This window comes from Mycobacterium colombiense, from assembly GCF_003284975.1.
Taxonomy (GTDB): Bacteria; Actinomycetota; Actinomycetes; order Mycobacteriales; family Mycobacteriaceae; genus Mycobacterium; species Mycobacterium europaeum_A.
This window is the reverse complement of the sequence record NZ_QMEU01000106.1, coordinates 1-15520: the sequence shown is the minus strand read 5'-3', so window position 1 is coordinate 15520 and position 15520 is coordinate 1. Positions and strand designations below refer to the sequence as shown.

The 15520-nt window shown below is 68.4% G+C and carries 14 protein-coding genes and 1 pseudogene; 5 read left to right on the top strand and 10 right to left on the bottom strand.

Annotated features, from left to right (window positions below; all coding sequences use genetic code 11):
* The coding region (locus tag DQP58_RS22250) for a DUF4192 family protein (RefSeq protein ID WP_114149364.1) at positions 1–460 on the bottom strand (460 nt) is incomplete at its 3' end.
* A gap of 112 nt (positions 461–572) precedes the next feature.
* Between DQP58_RS22250 and sthA the strand changes: the two genes are divergently transcribed.
* A complete protein-coding gene (gene sthA, locus DQP58_RS22245) occupies positions 573–1988 on the top strand; it encodes a Si-specific NAD(P)(+) transhydrogenase (RefSeq protein ID WP_112710347.1) in 1416 nt (471 codons plus the stop codon).
* 64 nt (positions 1989–2052) lie between these two features.
* On the opposite strand, the gene DQP58_RS22240 is transcribed toward sthA, so the two are convergent.
* Complete coding sequence (locus DQP58_RS22240; RefSeq protein ID WP_066860732.1) at positions 2053–2889, bottom strand: trypsin-like serine peptidase; 837 nt, start codon at positions 2887–2889, stop codon at positions 2053–2055.
* Positions 2890–3086: 197 nt separating this feature from the next.
* On the opposite strand from DQP58_RS22240, the gene DQP58_RS22235 reads away from it, so the two are divergent.
* The 3 genes from DQP58_RS22235 to DQP58_RS22225 all read left to right on the top strand — a co-directional run bounded on the left by DQP58_RS22235 (position 3087) and on the right by DQP58_RS22225 (position 5883).
* Positions 3087–4058, top strand: coding sequence for a proteasome assembly chaperone family protein (locus DQP58_RS22235; RefSeq protein WP_112710346.1), 972 nt, complete (start codon positions 3087–3089; stop codon positions 4056–4058).
* 62 nt (positions 4059–4120) lie between these two features.
* Positions 4121–5152 carry an alpha/beta fold hydrolase gene (locus tag DQP58_RS22230; RefSeq protein ID WP_112710345.1) on the top strand — a complete coding sequence of 344 codons (1032 nt, stop codon included), beginning with the start codon at positions 4121–4123 and terminating at the stop codon, positions 5150–5152.
* A 44-nt stretch (positions 5153–5196) separates the two neighbouring features.
* Positions 5197–5883, top strand: coding sequence for a PhzF family phenazine biosynthesis protein (locus tag DQP58_RS22225; protein WP_112710344.1), 687 nt, complete (start codon positions 5197–5199; stop codon positions 5881–5883).
* Positions 5884–5903: 20 nt separating this feature from the next.
* On the opposite strand, the gene DQP58_RS22220 is transcribed toward DQP58_RS22225, so the two are convergent.
* The 3 genes from DQP58_RS22220 to DQP58_RS22210 all read right to left on the bottom strand — a co-directional run bounded on the left by DQP58_RS22220 (position 5904) and on the right by DQP58_RS22210 (position 7672).
* A complete protein-coding gene (locus DQP58_RS22220; protein ID WP_112710343.1) occupies positions 5904–6389 on the bottom strand; it encodes a peroxynitrite isomerase in 486 nt (161 codons plus the stop codon).
* Positions 6390–6614: 225 nt separating this feature from the next.
* Positions 6615–7079, bottom strand: coding sequence for a transcriptional regulator NrdR (gene nrdR, locus DQP58_RS22215; protein ID WP_007774910.1), 465 nt, complete (start codon positions 7077–7079; stop codon positions 6615–6617).
* 98 nt (positions 7080–7177) lie between these two features.
* Positions 7178–7672 (bottom strand): LysM peptidoglycan-binding domain-containing protein, encoded by a 495-nt coding sequence (locus tag DQP58_RS22210; protein ID WP_112710342.1) that lies wholly within the window; start codon positions 7670–7672, stop codon positions 7178–7180.
* A 294-nt stretch (positions 7673–7966) separates the two neighbouring features.
* On the opposite strand from DQP58_RS22210, the gene lexA reads away from it, so the two are divergent.
* On the top strand, positions 7967–8665 hold the full coding sequence (lexA, locus tag DQP58_RS22205; RefSeq protein ID WP_066860750.1) for a transcriptional repressor LexA: 699 nt from the start codon (positions 7967–7969) through the stop codon (positions 8663–8665).
* An 11-nt stretch (positions 8666–8676) separates the two neighbouring features.
* Here the strand turns inward: lexA and DQP58_RS22200 are convergent, their stop codons facing one another.
* The 5 genes and pseudogenes from DQP58_RS22200 to DQP58_RS22180 form a co-directional block, all read right to left on the bottom strand.
* Positions 8677–10881, bottom strand: a complete 2205-nt coding sequence (locus DQP58_RS22200; protein WP_112710341.1) for an LGFP repeat-containing protein — start codon at positions 10879–10881, stop codon at positions 8677–8679.
* Positions 10882–11433: 552 nt separating this feature from the next.
* Positions 11434–12594: an acyl-CoA dehydrogenase family protein gene (locus DQP58_RS22195; RefSeq protein ID WP_007774924.1), complete on the bottom strand. Its 1161-nt coding sequence runs from the start codon at positions 12592–12594 to the stop codon at positions 11434–11436.
* Positions 12595–12741: 147 nt separating this feature from the next.
* Positions 12742–14181, bottom strand: coding sequence for a GTPase HflX (gene hflX / locus DQP58_RS22190; RefSeq protein WP_112710340.1), 1440 nt, complete (start codon positions 14179–14181; stop codon positions 12742–12744).
* Positions 14182–14227: 46 nt separating this feature from the next.
* Positions 14228–15100 carry a diaminopimelate epimerase gene (gene dapF / locus DQP58_RS22185; protein WP_112710339.1) on the bottom strand — a complete coding sequence of 291 codons (873 nt, stop codon included), beginning with the start codon at positions 15098–15100 and terminating at the stop codon, positions 14228–14230.
* 4 nt (positions 15101–15104) lie between these two features.
* A pseudogene (locus DQP58_RS22180) lies at positions 15105–15520 on the bottom strand (tRNA (adenosine(37)-N6)-dimethylallyltransferase MiaA); the annotation flags it as partial.

Genomic DNA, 15520 nt, shown 5'->3' with positions numbered 1-15520 from the left:
TGCCCTCCAGCACCGCCGCGGCGGCCAGCGGGGAGGCCGCGGGGTCTTCGACCACGCCGCTCGACCCGCAGCCCTCGGCGCAATGCCACCGCCCGCCGAGCGCCACCTGGTCCACCACGTGAGTGGCGTAGAGCTCAATGCCGTTCTCCGACAAGGCTTCTGCGAGCGCCACCGAGAGCTGACGGTATTCCTCGTTGCAGCTTGGGCAGTAGGCGCCGTCCGCGTCGACGATCACCGCGATCACGGCCTCGGGGGCCGCCGCGGCGGCGACTTCCGCCAGGTGTCCCACCCGGTCGATGACCTCCTCGGAGAGGTCGACGCGCATCACCGACCCGAGTTCGCCGTCGCCCAAAGACACTAATATCAATGAATTTTCGGGAACGAAGCCGAGAACGGCCGGCAGCGCCGCGATGAGTGCGCCTGGGCGGGACAGTTCGAAGTCTGCTCGATGCGTCGTCATGGGCACCACGCTGACGGCGGTCACCGTCAGGCGGTGCTCAGGTGCGCGGGTGCGGCGGCGGACCTGTGGATGAACCCAGCACTGTGCGTTGTGCTGCCTTACTGTTTAAGCCATGAGTTCGGCGCAAGAGTACGACATGGTGGTCATCGGGTCCGGGCCCGGCGGCCAGAAGGCCGCCATCGCCTCGGCCAAGCTCGGAAAGTCGGTCGCCGTCGTCGAACGCGGCCAGATGCTTGGCGGCGTGTGTGTGCAGACCGGCACCATCCCGTCAAAGACGTTGCGCGAGGCGGTCCTCTACCTCACCGGGATGAGCCAACGCGAACTCTACGGCGCCAGCTACCGCGTGAAAGAGAAGATCACCCCGGCCGATCTGCTGGCCCGCACCCAGCACGTGATCGGCAAGGAAGTCGACGTGGTGCGCAACCAGCTGATGCGCAACCGGATCGACCTGCTGATCGGTCACGGGCGTTTCATCGACCCGCACACCGTCGAGGTCGAGGACCCGTCGCGGCGCGAAAAGATAACCATCACTGGTCAATACGTCGTCATCGCCACCGGCACCCGGCCGGCGCGGCCCTCCGGCGTCGAGTTCGACGAACACCGAGTGCTCGACTCCGACGGGATCCTCGATCTCAAGTCGCTGCCCACCTCGATGGTGGTGGTCGGCGCCGGCGTCATCGGCATCGAGTACGCCTCGATGTTCGCCGCGCTGGGCACCAAGGTCACCGTCGTGGAGAAGCGCGAGGACATGCTCGACTTCTGCGACCCCGAAGTCGTCGAGGCGCTGAAGTTCCACCTGCGCGACCTGGCGGTGACGTTCCGGTTCGGCGAGGAGGTGACCGCGGTCGACGTCGGGTCGGCGGGCACCGTCACCACCCTGGCCAGCGGCAAGCAGATTCCCGCCGAGACGGTGATGTATTCGGCCGGGCGGCAGGGCCAGACGGATCACCTCGATCTGCACAACGCCGAACTGGAGGCCGATAAGCGCGGACGCATCTTCGTCGACGACAACTTCCAGACCAAGGTGCCCCACATCTATGCCGTCGGCGACGTGATCGGCTTCCCCGCCCTGGCCGCCACGTCGATGGAGCAGGGCCGCCTGGCCGCCTACCACGCGTTCGGAGAGGCGAGCGACGGCATCACCGAGCTGCAACCGATCGGCATCTACTCCATCCCCGAGGTCTCCTACGTCGGCGCCACCGAGGTGGAGCTGACGAAGAACGCAATCCCCTACGAGGTCGGCGTTGCCAGGTACCGCGAGCTGGCCCGCGGCCAGATCGCCGGCGACTCCTACGGGATGCTCAAGCTGCTGGTGTCCACCCAGGACCTCAAGGTGCTGGGGGTGCACATCTTCGGCACCAGCGCCACCGAGATGGTGCACATCGGGCAGGCGGTGATGGGCTGCGGCGGCACGGTGGAGTATCTGGTCGACGCGGTGTTCAACTACCCCACGTTCTCCGAGGCGTACAAGGTGGCGGCACTCGACGTGATGAACAAGGTCCGGGCCCTCAACCAGTTCCGCCACTAGCCCGATGGTGGCGACCCGCTGCGAACCGGATTGGCGACCCGCTGCGCCGCGCTGGCGATCGCCACTAACAGGCGTCTTGCAGGTCGCCCGCGACCGGATCCCCGGGGCCGCCGGCCTCGGCGCGGGCCAGCAGCTCCGCGGTGTGCGCGTCGAACGGCGCCGAATACGACATGTTCGCGGCGCAGCCACCCCGCTCCAGACCGCCGATCACCCCGATGAGCGTCGTCCCGCTGACCCAGGGCGCGCCGCTGGTGCCGTCCACCAGCCCCTCGCAGGCCAGCGCGGGAAACCCGGTGTCGGTGACCGACGTGCTGGCCTGACACCCGATGGGCGAACCCCCCACGCCGGCCGGATACCCCAGCACGGTGACGCGGCTGCCGGGCGGAGGCGTCACGCCCAGCGTCAGCGCCAGGCCGACCCGCGACTCGACGGGGGCACCGGCGTCGTTGCTGACCCGGGCGATCGCGTAGTCGGCGTGCGGGTCTTTGCTGGCCGTCCAGCGCGGGTCCAGGTAGACCGCGTCGGCCTTCCACACATCGGCGGGACCGGGCGGGGCATCGCCGGCGAAACCGGGAACGAACGTGATCAGCGACGCTCCGGCCAGGCAGTGCGCGGCGGTCATGATCAGGTTGCCACCCGTCGAATGCACCACGGAACCGGTGCACACGTGCAGCGGGCCGCCATCGATGAAGATCGCCCCGATGCGCCGATCCGGCTCGACCGGACCGGCGACGGCCTTCTGTTCGGGCTGGCTGAGCCGCTGCACAGGCCCGCCTACGCGCGGGGCGGATACCGGCGCACCCGAAACATGCTCGACGGGCCGGTGACACGACGTCAGCGACGTCGCCACCCCCAGCACCGAGCAGAGCATCAGGATCCGAATGCGCATCGCCTTCATCATGCCTGACCGGGGGGCGGCAAGCCGACTCACGCATATCGCGGTGCGCCGCGCCGCGTCGCTTTCGGATTACGCCTGAGAATTATCGTGTTTCAGCTACAAGCGTGACGCGAAGTTCGCTGAGCGATGCGGGTGCCGCCTGATTCGGGGGACACTTGGTAGGGCACCCTGGAAGAACCCCCGAGAGGAGGCGATCGCAAATGGCTCATCACCAAGACCCAGCTGACCGGTACCAGCCGGGGCAGGCCGGGATGTACGAGCTCGAGCTGCCGGCGCCGCAGCTGTCGACGTCCGACGGCCGCGGTCCGGTGCTGGTGCACGCCCTGGAGGGCTTTTCCGACGCCGGGCATGCCATCAAGCTGGCGTCCGCGCATCTGAAGGCGGTGCTGGACACCGAGCTGGTCGCGTCCTTCGCGATCGACGAATTGCTGGACTACCGGTCCCGGCGGCCGCTGATGACGTTCAAGACCGATCACTTCACCCACTACGAAGAGCCGGAGCTGAACCTCTACGCGCTGCGTGACACGGTCGGCACCCCGTTCCTGTTGCTGGCCGGCATGGAGCCGGATCTGAAGTGGGAGCGCTTCATCACGGCGGTGCGGCTGTTGGCCGAGCGCCTCGGCGTCCGCCAGACCATCGGCCTGGGCACCGTCCCGATGGCGGTTCCGCACACCCGGCCGACCACCATGACCGCGCACTCGAACAATCCCGAGTTGATCGCCAACTTCCAGCCGTGGATCTCGGAGATCCAGGTTCCCGGCAGCGCGTCCAACCTGCTCGAATACCGGATGGGCCAGCACGGTCATGAAGTCGTCGGCTACACCGTGCACGTCCCGCACTACCTCACCCAGACCGACTACCCGGCCGCCGCGCAGGCGCTGCTCGAGCAGGTCGCCAAGACCGCGTCGCTGGAGCTGCCGCTGACCGCGTTGACCGAGGCGGCCGAGGTGATCCGGGCCAAGATCGACGAACAGGTCGAGGCGAGCGCGGAGGTCGCTCAAGTGGTGGCCGCGCTGGAGCGACAGTACGATGCCTTCATCGACGCTCAGGAGAACAGATCGTTACTAGCTCGCGACGAGGATCTGCCTAGCGGCGATGAGCTAGGCGCAGAGTTCGAGCGATTTCTGGCCCAGCAGGCGGAGAAGAAGTTCGACGACGACGACCATGCCTGACCCCCGTAGCACGAGCCCCTAGCCAGACCGCCTTAGCCCGGCCCGACACCAAGGTTGGCGATATGACCGAGCGGAAGCGCAATCCCACGCTCCGCCCGGTGCGTGAAGTGACCGCACCTAGACTCGAGTTCCGCACCATCCACGGTTACAAGCGGGCCTACCGCATCGCCGGTTCCGGGCCGGCGATCCTGCTGATCCACGGCATCGGCGACAACTCGACCACGTGGAATACCGTGCAGGCCAAGCTCGCCCAGCGATTCACGGTGATCGCCCCGGACCTGCTGGGGCACGGGCGATCGGACAAGCCGCGCGCCGACTACTCGATCGCGGCCTACGCGAACGGCATGCGTGACCTGCTCAGCGTGCTCGACATCGAGCGGGTGACGATCATCGGTCACTCGCTGGGCGGCGGCGTGGCCATGCAATTCGCCTACCAATTCCCGCATTTGGTGGAGCGGCTGATCCTGGTGGGTGCCGGTGGCGTGACCAAGGACGTCAACTTCGTCTTGCGGTGGGCGTCGCTGCCGATGGGCAGCGAGGCGATCGCCCTGTTGCGGCTACCGCTGGTGCTGCCGGCGGTTCAGCTCATGGGACGCGTTTTGGGCATGGCGCTGGGCAGCAGCGGCTTGGCCCGCGATCTGCCCAACGTGCTGCGCATCCTCGACGACCTGCCCGAACCGACGGCGTCCGCGGCGTTCAGTCGGACGCTGCGGGCGGTGGTGGACTGGCGCGGGCAGATCGTCACTATGCTCGACCGATGTTATTTGACCGAGGCCATCCCGGTGCAGATCGTTTGGGGCACAAAGGATGTGGTGGTCCCGGTACGTCACGCCTGGATGGCGCACGCCGCGATGCCCGGCTCGCGGCTGGAGATCTTCGAAGGCTCCGGCCACTTCCCCTTTCACGATGACCCGGCCCGTTTCATCGACGTCGTCGAACGCTTCATCGATTCCACCGACCCCGCCGAATACGATCAGGCCAATCTGCGCAGCCTGCTGCGCAGCGGCGGCGGCGAGCGGGCCGTCTCGGGCCCCGCTACCACCCGCGTGGCCGTACTGAACGCCATGGGGTCCGACGAACGCAGCGCCACCTGATCCCATGATCGATGCGGGTGCCTTCGGCGCCGTACAGTCGGGCCATGGGGATCGACGTGACGGTGTTACGGGTGTTCACCGATTCAGACGGCAATTTCGGCAATCCGCTGGGCGTGGTGGACGCGCGCCGGGTAGACCCCGCCCACCGGCAGCGGCTGGCAACCCAATTGGGCTACAGCGAGACGGTTTTCGTGGACCTCCCGCCCACCGGTTCCTCAACCGCACACGCCACTATCTACACGCCGCGCACCGAACTGCCGTTCGCCGGCCACCCGACCGTCGGCGCGACGTGGTGGCTGCGCGAGAACGGTTCGCCGATCAACACCCTGCGGGTACCCGCGGGCCTCGTGCAGGTGGGCTACGACGCACACCGCGCCCGCATCAACGCCCGCGCGGATTGGGCGCCCGACTTCGCCCTGCACGAATTCGCCTCGGCCGAAGAGGTTCTCGCCGCCGACCCAGCGGACTTCCCCGACGACACCGCGCACTACCTGTGGGCCTGGACCGACCGGGCGACCGGGTCGCTGCGGGTGCGCATGTTCGCCGCCAACCTCGGTGTGGTCGAGGACGAGGCCACCGGTTCGGCGGCGATGCGCATCACCGACTACCTGAGCCAGAGCCTGCGGATCACCCAGGGCAGGGGCTCCGTCATCGACACGACGTGGAGCGCCGAAGGCTGGGTCGGGGTGGCCGGGCGGGTCGTCAACGACGGTGTGCGACACCTGAACTGACGACCCCGACCGCGAGCGGTCTAGCTTTGCCGGTGCAGCACCGCGGCGAGGTGGTCCTGTAGTGGTTGCCCGACCGCGCCCATCTGCACGGTATAGGACAGTTCGTCGCCGTCGACGCGGAACGAACGGCCAAGCGCCGTCACCTCTTTGGCGCTGGGGGTTAGCCCGACGGTCGTGGTGGCCATCTGCATTTCGATGACGTCACCGGTGACCGAGTAGGTGCCCACCTCTATCTCGGTGATGCCGCTGGGATGCGCCAGGACCAGCTCGACGTGGCCCGGTTGGGGCACCCGGAGATATCCGGTTTCGGCGTGCAGCGGCTTGCCGTCGGCGACCGCTTTGGTTTTCTGCCCGTAGGCCAGAAACGGTTTACCGACGTGGGCGAACACGACTTCCTCGAGGTAGTCGAACGGCGGGATCGTCGGGTACTTTCCCGCGCCCTGGCCGGACCAGGCCCCAAGGAGCGGGGCCAGCGCCGCAAGGTCGGGATGCAAGTCAGGGGGCATGAATCCGAGCCTAGCCGGGCGACGATGCGAGCCGGGACGGCCCGGGGAGGAGCCAGGCGATCCAAACCCCGCCGGGCGACGATGCGGGCCGGGACGGCCCGGGGAGGAGCCAGGCGATTCAAACCTAGCCGGGCGACGATGCGGGCCGGGACGGCCCGGGGAGGAGCCAGGCGATCCAAACCCCGCCGGGCGACGATGCGGGCCGGGACGGCCCGGGGAGTCTTGTCAGCCCGGGGTGGCCACTCCGCGGTGATCGCGGAGCGCCTGGATCTCGCGTTCGAAATCGTCTGCGGACTCGAACGAGCGATACACCGAGGCGAACCGCAGGTAGGCCACCTCGTCGAGGTCGCGCAGCGGCCCGAGGATGGCCAGGCCCACTTCGTGACTGGGGATCTCCGGGGAACCCGCGGCGCGCACGGTGTCTTCGACCTGCTGGGCCAGCAGGTTTAGGGCATCGTCGTCGACCTGGCGGCCCTGGCAGGCGCGGCGGACGCCGCTGATCACCTTTTCCCTGCTGAACGGCTCGGTGACGCCACTGCGCTTGACCACCGCCAGGACCGCGGTCTCCACCGTGGTGAAACGCCGTCCGCACTCGGGACAGGATCGGCGACGGCGGATGGCCTGGCCTTCGTCGGTTTCGCGCGAGTCAATCACGCGGGAGTCGGGATGACGGCAGAACGGACAGTGCATGACCGCTCCTTCACCGTGCCGACAAACAACCGCAGGACTTTGAGCGTACCCGCGCGCCGATCTGCACGGCTAACGAAGCCGTTTTCGCACAACGGTTGTCAGCCGACGGGAGCGATCAGGGTCTGGCCGGCCAGCAGGTTGGGCGAGTGCAGGTCGTTGAGCTCGCGGATCCGGTCGGCGACCTGGGTGGTCGGCGCGTCGGGCGCGACCCGGTGCGCGAAGTCCTGCAGCGACTCCCCCGCGTCGACGCGGACGACCGCGAGCCGGTCGGGAACGTGGGCGGCGGAGTTGGCGGAGTCGCCGTTGAGCACCTGGCCGACGTTCGCGACGAGACCCAGCCACAGCGTGATCGCCCCGGCGGCCACCGCCAGCCCGATCGTCGACGCCCAGGTGGTGGCGCGCCTGCGGTGCGGAGCGACCGACCTTGCCACCCCGGTGCCGTAGTAGCGCGTCGCCGCACCCGCCGGGCGGGCCGGCGCGGGCCTGCGCGACCGGGCCAGCCCGTCACGTCCGTACCGAACGCCCTGGACGGGTCCGTTGATCGGGCGCCGAAGACTGCTGATACGCGGCGCAGGCGTGTGGATGACTGTCATCTTCGTTCCTCCGGTCAACTAGCTTCTCGCTCGTGTGTTCGACACTAATCGCTTGTGTGTTCGAAACCCGAACATTTGAGCGAAGCGTGTCGCACGAGCAGACGCTAGATCACACCACCGACAAGTTCGTCGGCCTCTACCACTGTCACGAGGCCTAAATACCCGATATCCCGAAGAGTTACACATTTGTGATTCACCGGGCTTCGGCCTTTTTCCGCCGGCGTTCCACCCGGGGCGACACGCTACTCGAACACATGTTTGATTCTTGTTCGTGGGGCGGCTACATTCAGTGCCATGGGCGACAGCAACGACATTTCTCCGCCCGGCCCCGAAGGCCGGTTGCACTCCGTGGATCCTTCGCTGACCGAGCGGCAGCGCACCATTCTGAATGTCATCCGCGCCTCGGTCACCAGCCGCGGCTACCCGCCGAGCATCCGCGAGATCGGCGACGCCGTCGGCCTGACGTCGACCTCATCGGTGGCACACCAGCTGCGCACCCTGGAGCGCAAGGGATACCTGCGGCGCGATCCCAATCGCCCGCGAGCGGTCGATGTCCGAGGGGCCGACGACGAGGTGGCCGCGCCCGCCACCGAGGTGGCCGGCTCGGATGCCCTGCCCGAACCCACGTTCGTCCCGGTGCTCGGGCGTATCGCGGCCGGCGGACCGATCCTGGCCGAGGAAGCCGTCGAGGACGTCTTTCCCCTGCCGCGCGAATTGGTCGGCGAGGGAACACTTTTCCTGCTCAAGGTGGTCGGCGATTCGATGGTCGACGCCGCGATCTGTGACGGCGACTGGGTGGTGGTGCGTCAGCAGAACGTCGCCGACAACGGCGACATCGTCGCGGCGATGCTCGATGGCGAAGCCACCGTCAAGACGTTCAAACGCGCCGGCGGTCAGGTCTGGCTGATGCCGCACAACCCGGCGTTCGACCCCATCCCCGGCAACGATGCGAGCGTGCTCGGCAAGGTCGTCACGGTCATCCGCAAGGTCTGACGCGCGAGGAGTCAGTCGGCCCGGGTGAAGCCGTTGGCCAGCGCGACTTCCTCGCTCGACAACCAGATTTCGGCGAGTGTGTCCTGATACAGGTCGCTGCCCGGCGTGTAGTACAGCCCGTAACGGGCGCTGGCCTTGATCGGGTATCCGTCGGGCGCCTGGTACGGGTCGTCGAGCGGCAGATGGATCGTCGGCCGGCCGTCCGGGCCCGCTAGACCGTTTTCCGAGCCGTCCTCGGCGTCGTCGTCGGCGGCGGCGTGCCGACCGCTGCGCGCCGGCATCCCCGCGGCGACCGCACCGGCGACCACGGCGTCCACCACGTCCGCTCCCGCGGCGGTGTCGGCCCCCGACTCGACGTCGGGCTCGGACGTGGCGACGTCGAGGTAGTCGTCCTCGGGCTCGGCGGTCTCCAGGGCGCCGGTCACGGCGTCGGTGTCCGGCGGGGTGCGGGGAACGACGACGTCGGGATACTCGTCGTCCGGGTAGGCCTCCCGCGCGTAGTCGGCGTCGGGGTCCTCGGCGTCGACGTAGGCCGCGTCGTCCGCGGTCTCGGGCTCGGCGAGCTCGGGGACTTCGTCGGCGTAGTCGGTGTAGTCGGCCTCGGCGGCGGGATACTCGGCCTCCGACAGCATCTCCTCGGAGACGACGGGGATGGAGTCGGTGTCGACGGCGTCGGGGTCGTCCTGCTCGAATCCGTAGTCGCTCTCGGCCGGAGCCTGACGCTGCCAGCTGACCCGCCCGGCGTCCGGCGCCGGTTCAGCCGGCGCGCTCAGCGGCGCGTACGACTCGGCGTCGTGCTCGGAATCGTCGTGCCCCCACGGGCCGTCGGCGTCGTAGCCGAAGTCGCGGCCGCGGTCGGGCTCATAGCCCGCGGCGTCGGGTTGCCCGGGCCGGCGCCGGCGCCAGCTGAACAAAACCCACGCCAGGAGTACGAGCAGCACCAACACCGGAATTGCGGCCATCAGCCACCACCAGTGCCAGGTGAACTTCTTGGCGTGCGCCGGCATCGCCGAATTGCTGGGCTGGTTCTGACCCGACACCTGCAGGCCGGACAGCAGGGGCGCCAGGTTGGCCGGTTCCGTGCTGAACGTGTTCTTGGCCCGGTTCCATGAGATCTTGCCGCCGGTGAACTGCTGCGAAATCACGTCGCCGTTCGCGGTTTGGTCGCCGACCGGCGCGCCGAGCTTGCCGGCGGGGGCGCGCAGCTTGTCCCACGCCGCCTTCATCGCGCCGCGGATGACGAACGCGCCGTGCTCCGACGTCCAGAAGATGACCGGCTTGTCGGCGGCGGAGAAGGTGCAGATCTTGCTGGAAGGGCCTATGCCGCCGTCGGTTTCGTTGGTGGTGGGGAATCCGAGGTCGCTGCCCACCGGGCCGCCCAGCGACTCGTATTTGGCCAGGATGTCGCTCTCGACGGCGTTCGCGCCGGTGGCCGGCGTGAAGAACACCTTTCCGCCGGCGAAGTTCTGAGCGATCCCGTCACCGCCGACGGAATATTGGCCACCCTGCTTGGCGCCCAACGGCCCGCTGGGTCCGCCCGCCGCGCGCCATGCCGTGTTGATCGCCGCGGTGGGATCGATCGCCACCTGCAGGCCCTTCAACTGGTCGGCCAGCGCCGGCGGTTCGGTGGTGAACTGCTTGGTCTGCCGGTTCCACGAGACCTGGCCGCCGCTGAATTTCTGCGAGGACACCTCGCCGCTGTAGGTCTCGTCGCCGACCGGCACGCCCAGCACCCCGCCCGAGCTGCCCAGCTTGTCCCAGGCGGTGTTCAGCGCGCCGCGCACCACGAACGGGCCGTGCTCGGGTGTCCAGAAGATCACCGGCTTGTCGCTGGCCGAGAAGGTGATCACCCGGCTGTCGGGGCCGGACAGACCGGGCACTTCGTTGATGGTCGGGAAGCCCAGATCGCTGCCGGCCGGCCCGCCGAGCTGCTCGTATTTGTCCAGGACGGGCCCGTAGGCGAACTTGGCTCCGGTGGCCGGGGTGAAGAACATCTTGCCGCCGTCGAAGTCCAGGGCGAAACCTTCCCCGACGGGGTACACGTCGCCCTTGCGGGCGCCCAATGGCGAGGTGTCGCCGCCGGCCTTGTCCCAGGCGGCCATAATCGCGGCTTCGGCGTCGCCGATCGGACTCGCTACCGCGGTGGGGGCCAGCAGCACGGCGGCCAGTGCGGTGGTCGTCAAGCTGACCAGCGCGCTTCCGATCAGCTTGCGCATGTGACCTCTCTGCACCTTCACCAAGCCTCCCAGCCGGCGGATAGGGATCTATCTGCGGCTATGCCCTTACCTGCATAACCGGCGACCGGGCCGTGCTTGCGCGGAAAATGGACCCGCGCACGATCAGCCTTACCGCCGGGCTCGCATAACTTTGCTCCAACCAACAAGAAATGCGAAGTCAAATCACGAATTTTACAAAAACGGATACCACACCGATGTCGAAATGATGCGTGCCCATGGCCCAATCGCGATCCGCGGGGCCACCGTTCGCGCGGTGTTGCGGATATCGCACAGATAAGCGGCCGGAATGCGCGATCGAGGAACGCCGCCGGACTGCCGACTCGCACAGCCGAATTGCGCCGGACGCGGCCGATCACGACGCACAAGCCGTTGCCCGCGAGGCGATCGGGGGCCTGACTATGCGACGACGCGCCCGGCGTACCCGAGCCACATCCGCCGACGCTATGGGAACCACCACCGAATTCACGCTCTCACCGACCATTGGCCGATAGACGTTCCTGCGGCTACCGTAGTTATCCAGCAAACGAAACGCTATACACCGAGGCTGCGGCCGATGATTTCCTTCATGATCTCGGTCGTGCCGCCGTAGATGGTTTGCACCCGCGCGTCCAGATAGGCACGGGCGACAGGATATTCACGCATGTAGCCGTAGCCGCCGTGCAGCTGCAGGCAGCGGTCGATCAGGTGCACCTGCTTTTCGGTGCAGTACCACTTGGCCATCGCGGCCTGTTCGGCGGTCAGTTTGTGATCCAGGTGCAGGCGGACGAACTCGTCGACCATCATGCGGACCACGGTCGCCTCCGTCGCCAGCTCGGCAAGCACGAACCGGCTGTTCTGGAAGCTGCCGATCGGCTTGCCAAACGCCTTGCGCTCCTTGGTGTATTGCAGGGTCTGCTCCAGCACCTGCTCCATGGCCGCGGCCGCCATGATGGCGATCGAGATCCGTTCCTGTGGCAAATTCTGCATCAGGTAGATGAACCCCATGCCCTCCTGGCCCAGCAGGTTTTCGGCCGGCACGTGCACGTCGGTGAACGACAGCTCCGCCGTGTCCTGGGCATCCAGCCCGATCTTGTCCAGGTGCCGGCCGCGCTCGAAGCCCTCCATGCCACGCTCGACGGCGAGCAGCGAGAAGCCCTGCGCGCCCTTTTCCGGGTCGGTTTGCGCGACCACGATCACCAGGTCGGAGTTGATTCCGTTGGTGATGAACGTCTTTGACCCGTTGAGCACGTAATGGTCGCCCTGCTTGACCGCGCGGGTCTTGATGCCCTGCAGATCGCTGCCGGTGCCCGGCTCGGTCATCGCGATCGCCGTAATCAACTCTCCGGTACAGAATTTCGGCAGCCAGCGCTGCTTCTGCTCTTCGGTGGCCAGCGCCAACAGGTACGGCGCCACGATGTCGTTGTGCAAACCGAAACCGATGCCGCTGTAGCGACCCGCGGTGGTCTCCTCGGTGATGATCGTGTTGTACCGGAAGTCGGGGTTGCCGCCGCCGCCGTACTCCTCGGGCACCGCCATGCCGAGGAAGCCCTGCTTGCCTGCCTCCAGCCAGACGCCGCGGTCGACGATCTTCGCCTTCTCCCACTCGTCGTGATAGGGCGCGACGTGGCGCTCGAGGAAGCCCCGGTAGGACTCACGGAACAGGTCGTGCTCTGACTCGAAAAGAGTGCGCTGGTATTTGATGGCGCTGCTCATGGAAGACCTCCGGCGACTGGGATTCTGCAGCCCAACATATACCAACCGGACGGTTGGTCGGCGGCTGGCGGGGTCGGCCACCGCCGCCCTCGGGGGTCTCGGGCCTGCCGCGCAGCACGGATCGCCCGGTCGTGGGGCGAATGCCCGTTAGTCGGCCGAGAACTCGCGCAGCCGGCCGGCCAGGGCCGTCGGGACCCGGGCCCTGATCCGGGTGCCCTCGGCGTTGTGCTCCTCCTGCTGGACGCGTCCGTCGGCGTGCAGGCGCGCCACCAGGTCGCCGCGGTGGTACGGGATCACCACGTCCACGGCGGTGTCGGCGGGCACGGCGAGCTCGGCGATCCGACGGCGCAGCGCGTCGATCCCGTCGCCGGTGCGCGCGGAGACGAACAGCGCGTCGGGCAGGGCATGGCGCAGCTTGGCCAGCGCCAAATCGCTTGCGGCGTCGACCTTGTTCACCACCACCAGCTCCTGGGGCGCGCCGCCGTCGTGGTCGGTCCCGTAATCGGCGACGACGTCGGAGACCACCTGGCGGACGGCGTTGATCTGCGCCAGGGGGTTAACGTCGGAGCCGTCGACGACGTGCACCAGCAGGTCGGCGTCGACGACCTCTTCCAGCGTGGAGCGGAACGCCTCGACCAGTTGGGTGGGCAGGTGCCGGACGAATCCGACGGTGTCGGTGAGCACGAACGCCCGGCCGTCCTCGAATTCGGAGCGCCGGGTAGTGGGCTCCAGGGTGGCGAACAACGCGTCCTGTACCAGCACCCCGGCGCCGGTCAGCGCGTTGAGCAGGCTCGACTTGCCGGCGTTGGTGTAGCCGACGATGGCGATCGAGGGCAGGTCGCTGTGCACCCGCCGGCTGCGCTGGGTGTCGCGGACCTGCTTCATGTCCTTGATCTCGCGGCGCAGCTTGGCCATCCGCTCGCGGATGCGCCGCCGGTCGGTCTCGATCTTGGTTTCACCGGGACCGCGCAGGCCCACGCCTCCCCCGCTGCCGCCGGCGCGACCACCGGCCTGCCGCGACATCGACTCACCCCAGCCGCGCAGCCGCGGCAGCATGTACTCCATTTGGGCCAGCGTGACTTGCGCCTTGCCCTCCCTGCTGGTGGCGTGCTGGGCGAAGATGTCGAGGATCAGCGCGGTGCGGTCGATGACCTTGACCTTCACGGCCTTTTCCAGGGCGGTCAGCTGCGCCGGGGACAGCTCACCGTCGCAGATGACGGTGTCGGCGCCGGTCGCCAGCACCACCTCGCGGAGCTCCTGGGCCTTGCCCGAGCCGATGTAGGTCGACGGGTCGGGCTTGTCGCGGCGCTGGATCAGCCCCTCGAGCACCTGGGAGCCCGCGGTTTCAGCCAGGGCGGCGAGCTCGGCCATGCTGGCCTCGCTGTCGGCGGCGGTGCCGTCGGTCCACACGCCCACCAGGACGACCCGCTCGAGCCGGAGCTGGCGGTATTCGACCTCGGAGATGTCGGTGAGTTCGGTGGACAGGCCGGCGACGCGGCGCAGCGCCGACCGATCTTCGAGGGCGAGTTCGCCCGTGCTGGGCTCCGGTGCGGCCGGAGAATGATCGCGGAATTCGGGATGTGTCATAGGCAATACAAGATGATGCACGCGAAAAAGGTTTTGTGCACTTGATTTAACGCTGCTGTCCGCGCCACCATTCCTCGCTGACTTCTCCGTGGGCCACCAGCACGGACGGTCCCCTGAGGAAGCTGGTGGCGTCGGTGATGGTGACGACGACCTCGCCGCCGGGCACCCGGACGGTCAGGGTGCCGGTGGCCGCACCGGCACCGGCCAGCGCGGCGACGGCGGCCGCGACCGTTCCGGTGCCGCAGGAGCGCGTCTCGCCGACGCCCCGTTCGTGCACCCGCATGTGCACCGCCCCGTCGACGGGTGCGGTGACGATCTCGACGTTCACCCCGTCCGGGAACTGGGTCGCATCAAAGCTCACCGGCGCGGCCACGTTCAGCGCCGCCAGCGCGTCGGGCGTCAGGTCCGGGTCGACGCAGGCCAGGTGCGGGTTGCCGACGTCGACGGCCAGGCCGGAGAACCGCCGACCCCCAACGACCGCGTTCCCGGGGCCCAGGGTGTTGGCCTTGCCCATGTCGACGCTGATGTCGGCGGTGGTGGCGTCGGCGCGGTGCACGACGACCGGCCGCGGACCCGCCAGCGACCCGACCACGAACTCGTCGCGCGACTCCATGCCGCTGGCGCGCAGGTAGTGCGCGAAGACCCGCACGCCGTTGCCGCACATCTGGGCGACCGATCCGTCGGCGTTGCGGTAGTCCATGTACCAGTCGCCAGGGTCCACACCGTCGGGCACCCGGTCGAGCACGCCAGCCGAGCGCGCCGCGCCGGCGGTGGTGACCCGCAGCACCCCGTCGGCGCCCAGCCCCCGGCGCCGGTCGCAGAGCGCTTCGACCCGCTGCGCGGTCAGGCTCAGCTGGGCCTGCGGATCCGCCAGCACGACGAAGTCGTTCTGGGTGCCGTGGCCCTTGGCGAATTTCACCTGCTCAGGATACGTGGCGCCAGGCCCGCACGGCGGCGTCGGCGAGAGGGGCGCGATCGGCGGCATCGAGCCACTGCACCCGGTGGTCCCGGCGGAACCAGGACCGCTGGCGCCGCACATACCGGCGGGTGCCGACGAAGGTCTGCTCGCGCGCCTCGCGCAGCCGATCCGCATCCGGGCCCGCCGGACCGCCCGCATCCAGGGCGGCGAGCACCTGCGCGTAGCCCAGCGCGCGCGACGCGGTGACCCCGTCGCGCAAACCCCGCTCCAGCAGTCCAACCACCTCGCCGACCAGACCCTGATCGAACATCGCGTCGGTGCGCTGAGCCAGCCGTTCGTCGAGAATCGTTGTGTCGCAATCCAACCCGACGATGGCGGTGTCCCACCGCGGCGCGCCGATCCGCGGCGCGGAGGCGGCGA

Coding starts and splice junctions, on each gene's coding strand:
- sthA (WP_112710347.1), top strand. CDS start 573: ATGAGTTCGGCGCAAGAGTACGACATGGTGGTCATCGGGTCCGGGCCC.
- DQP58_RS22200 (WP_112710341.1), bottom strand. CDS start 10,881: ATGCGCAAGCTGATCGGAAGCGCGCTGGTCAGCTTGACGACCACCGCA.
- DQP58_RS22195 (WP_007774924.1), bottom strand. CDS start 12,594: ATGAGCAGCGCCATCAAATACCAGCGCACTCTTTTCGAGTCAGAGCAC.
- hflX (WP_112710340.1), bottom strand. CDS start 14,181: ATGACACATCCCGAATTCCGCGATCATTCTCCGGCCGCACCGGAGCCC.
- DQP58_RS22240 (WP_066860732.1), bottom strand. CDS start 2,889: ATGATGAAGGCGATGCGCATTCGGATCCTGATGCTCTGCTCGGTGCTG.
- nrdR (WP_007774910.1), bottom strand. CDS start 7,079: ATGCACTGTCCGTTCTGCCGTCATCCCGACTCCCGCGTGATTGACTCG.
- lexA (WP_066860750.1), top strand. CDS start 7,967: ATGGGCGACAGCAACGACATTTCTCCGCCCGGCCCCGAAGGCCGGTTG.
- DQP58_RS22210 (WP_112710342.1), bottom strand. CDS start 7,672: ATGACAGTCATCCACACGCCTGCGCCGCGTATCAGCAGTCTTCGGCGC.
- DQP58_RS22230 (WP_112710345.1), top strand. CDS start 4,121: ATGACCGAGCGGAAGCGCAATCCCACGCTCCGCCCGGTGCGTGAAGTG.
- DQP58_RS22220 (WP_112710343.1), bottom strand. CDS start 6,389: ATGCCCCCTGACTTGCATCCCGACCTTGCGGCGCTGGCCCCGCTCCTT.
- DQP58_RS22235 (WP_112710346.1), top strand. CDS start 3,087: ATGGCTCATCACCAAGACCCAGCTGACCGGTACCAGCCGGGGCAGGCC.
- DQP58_RS22225 (WP_112710344.1), top strand. CDS start 5,197: ATGGGGATCGACGTGACGGTGTTACGGGTGTTCACCGATTCAGACGGC.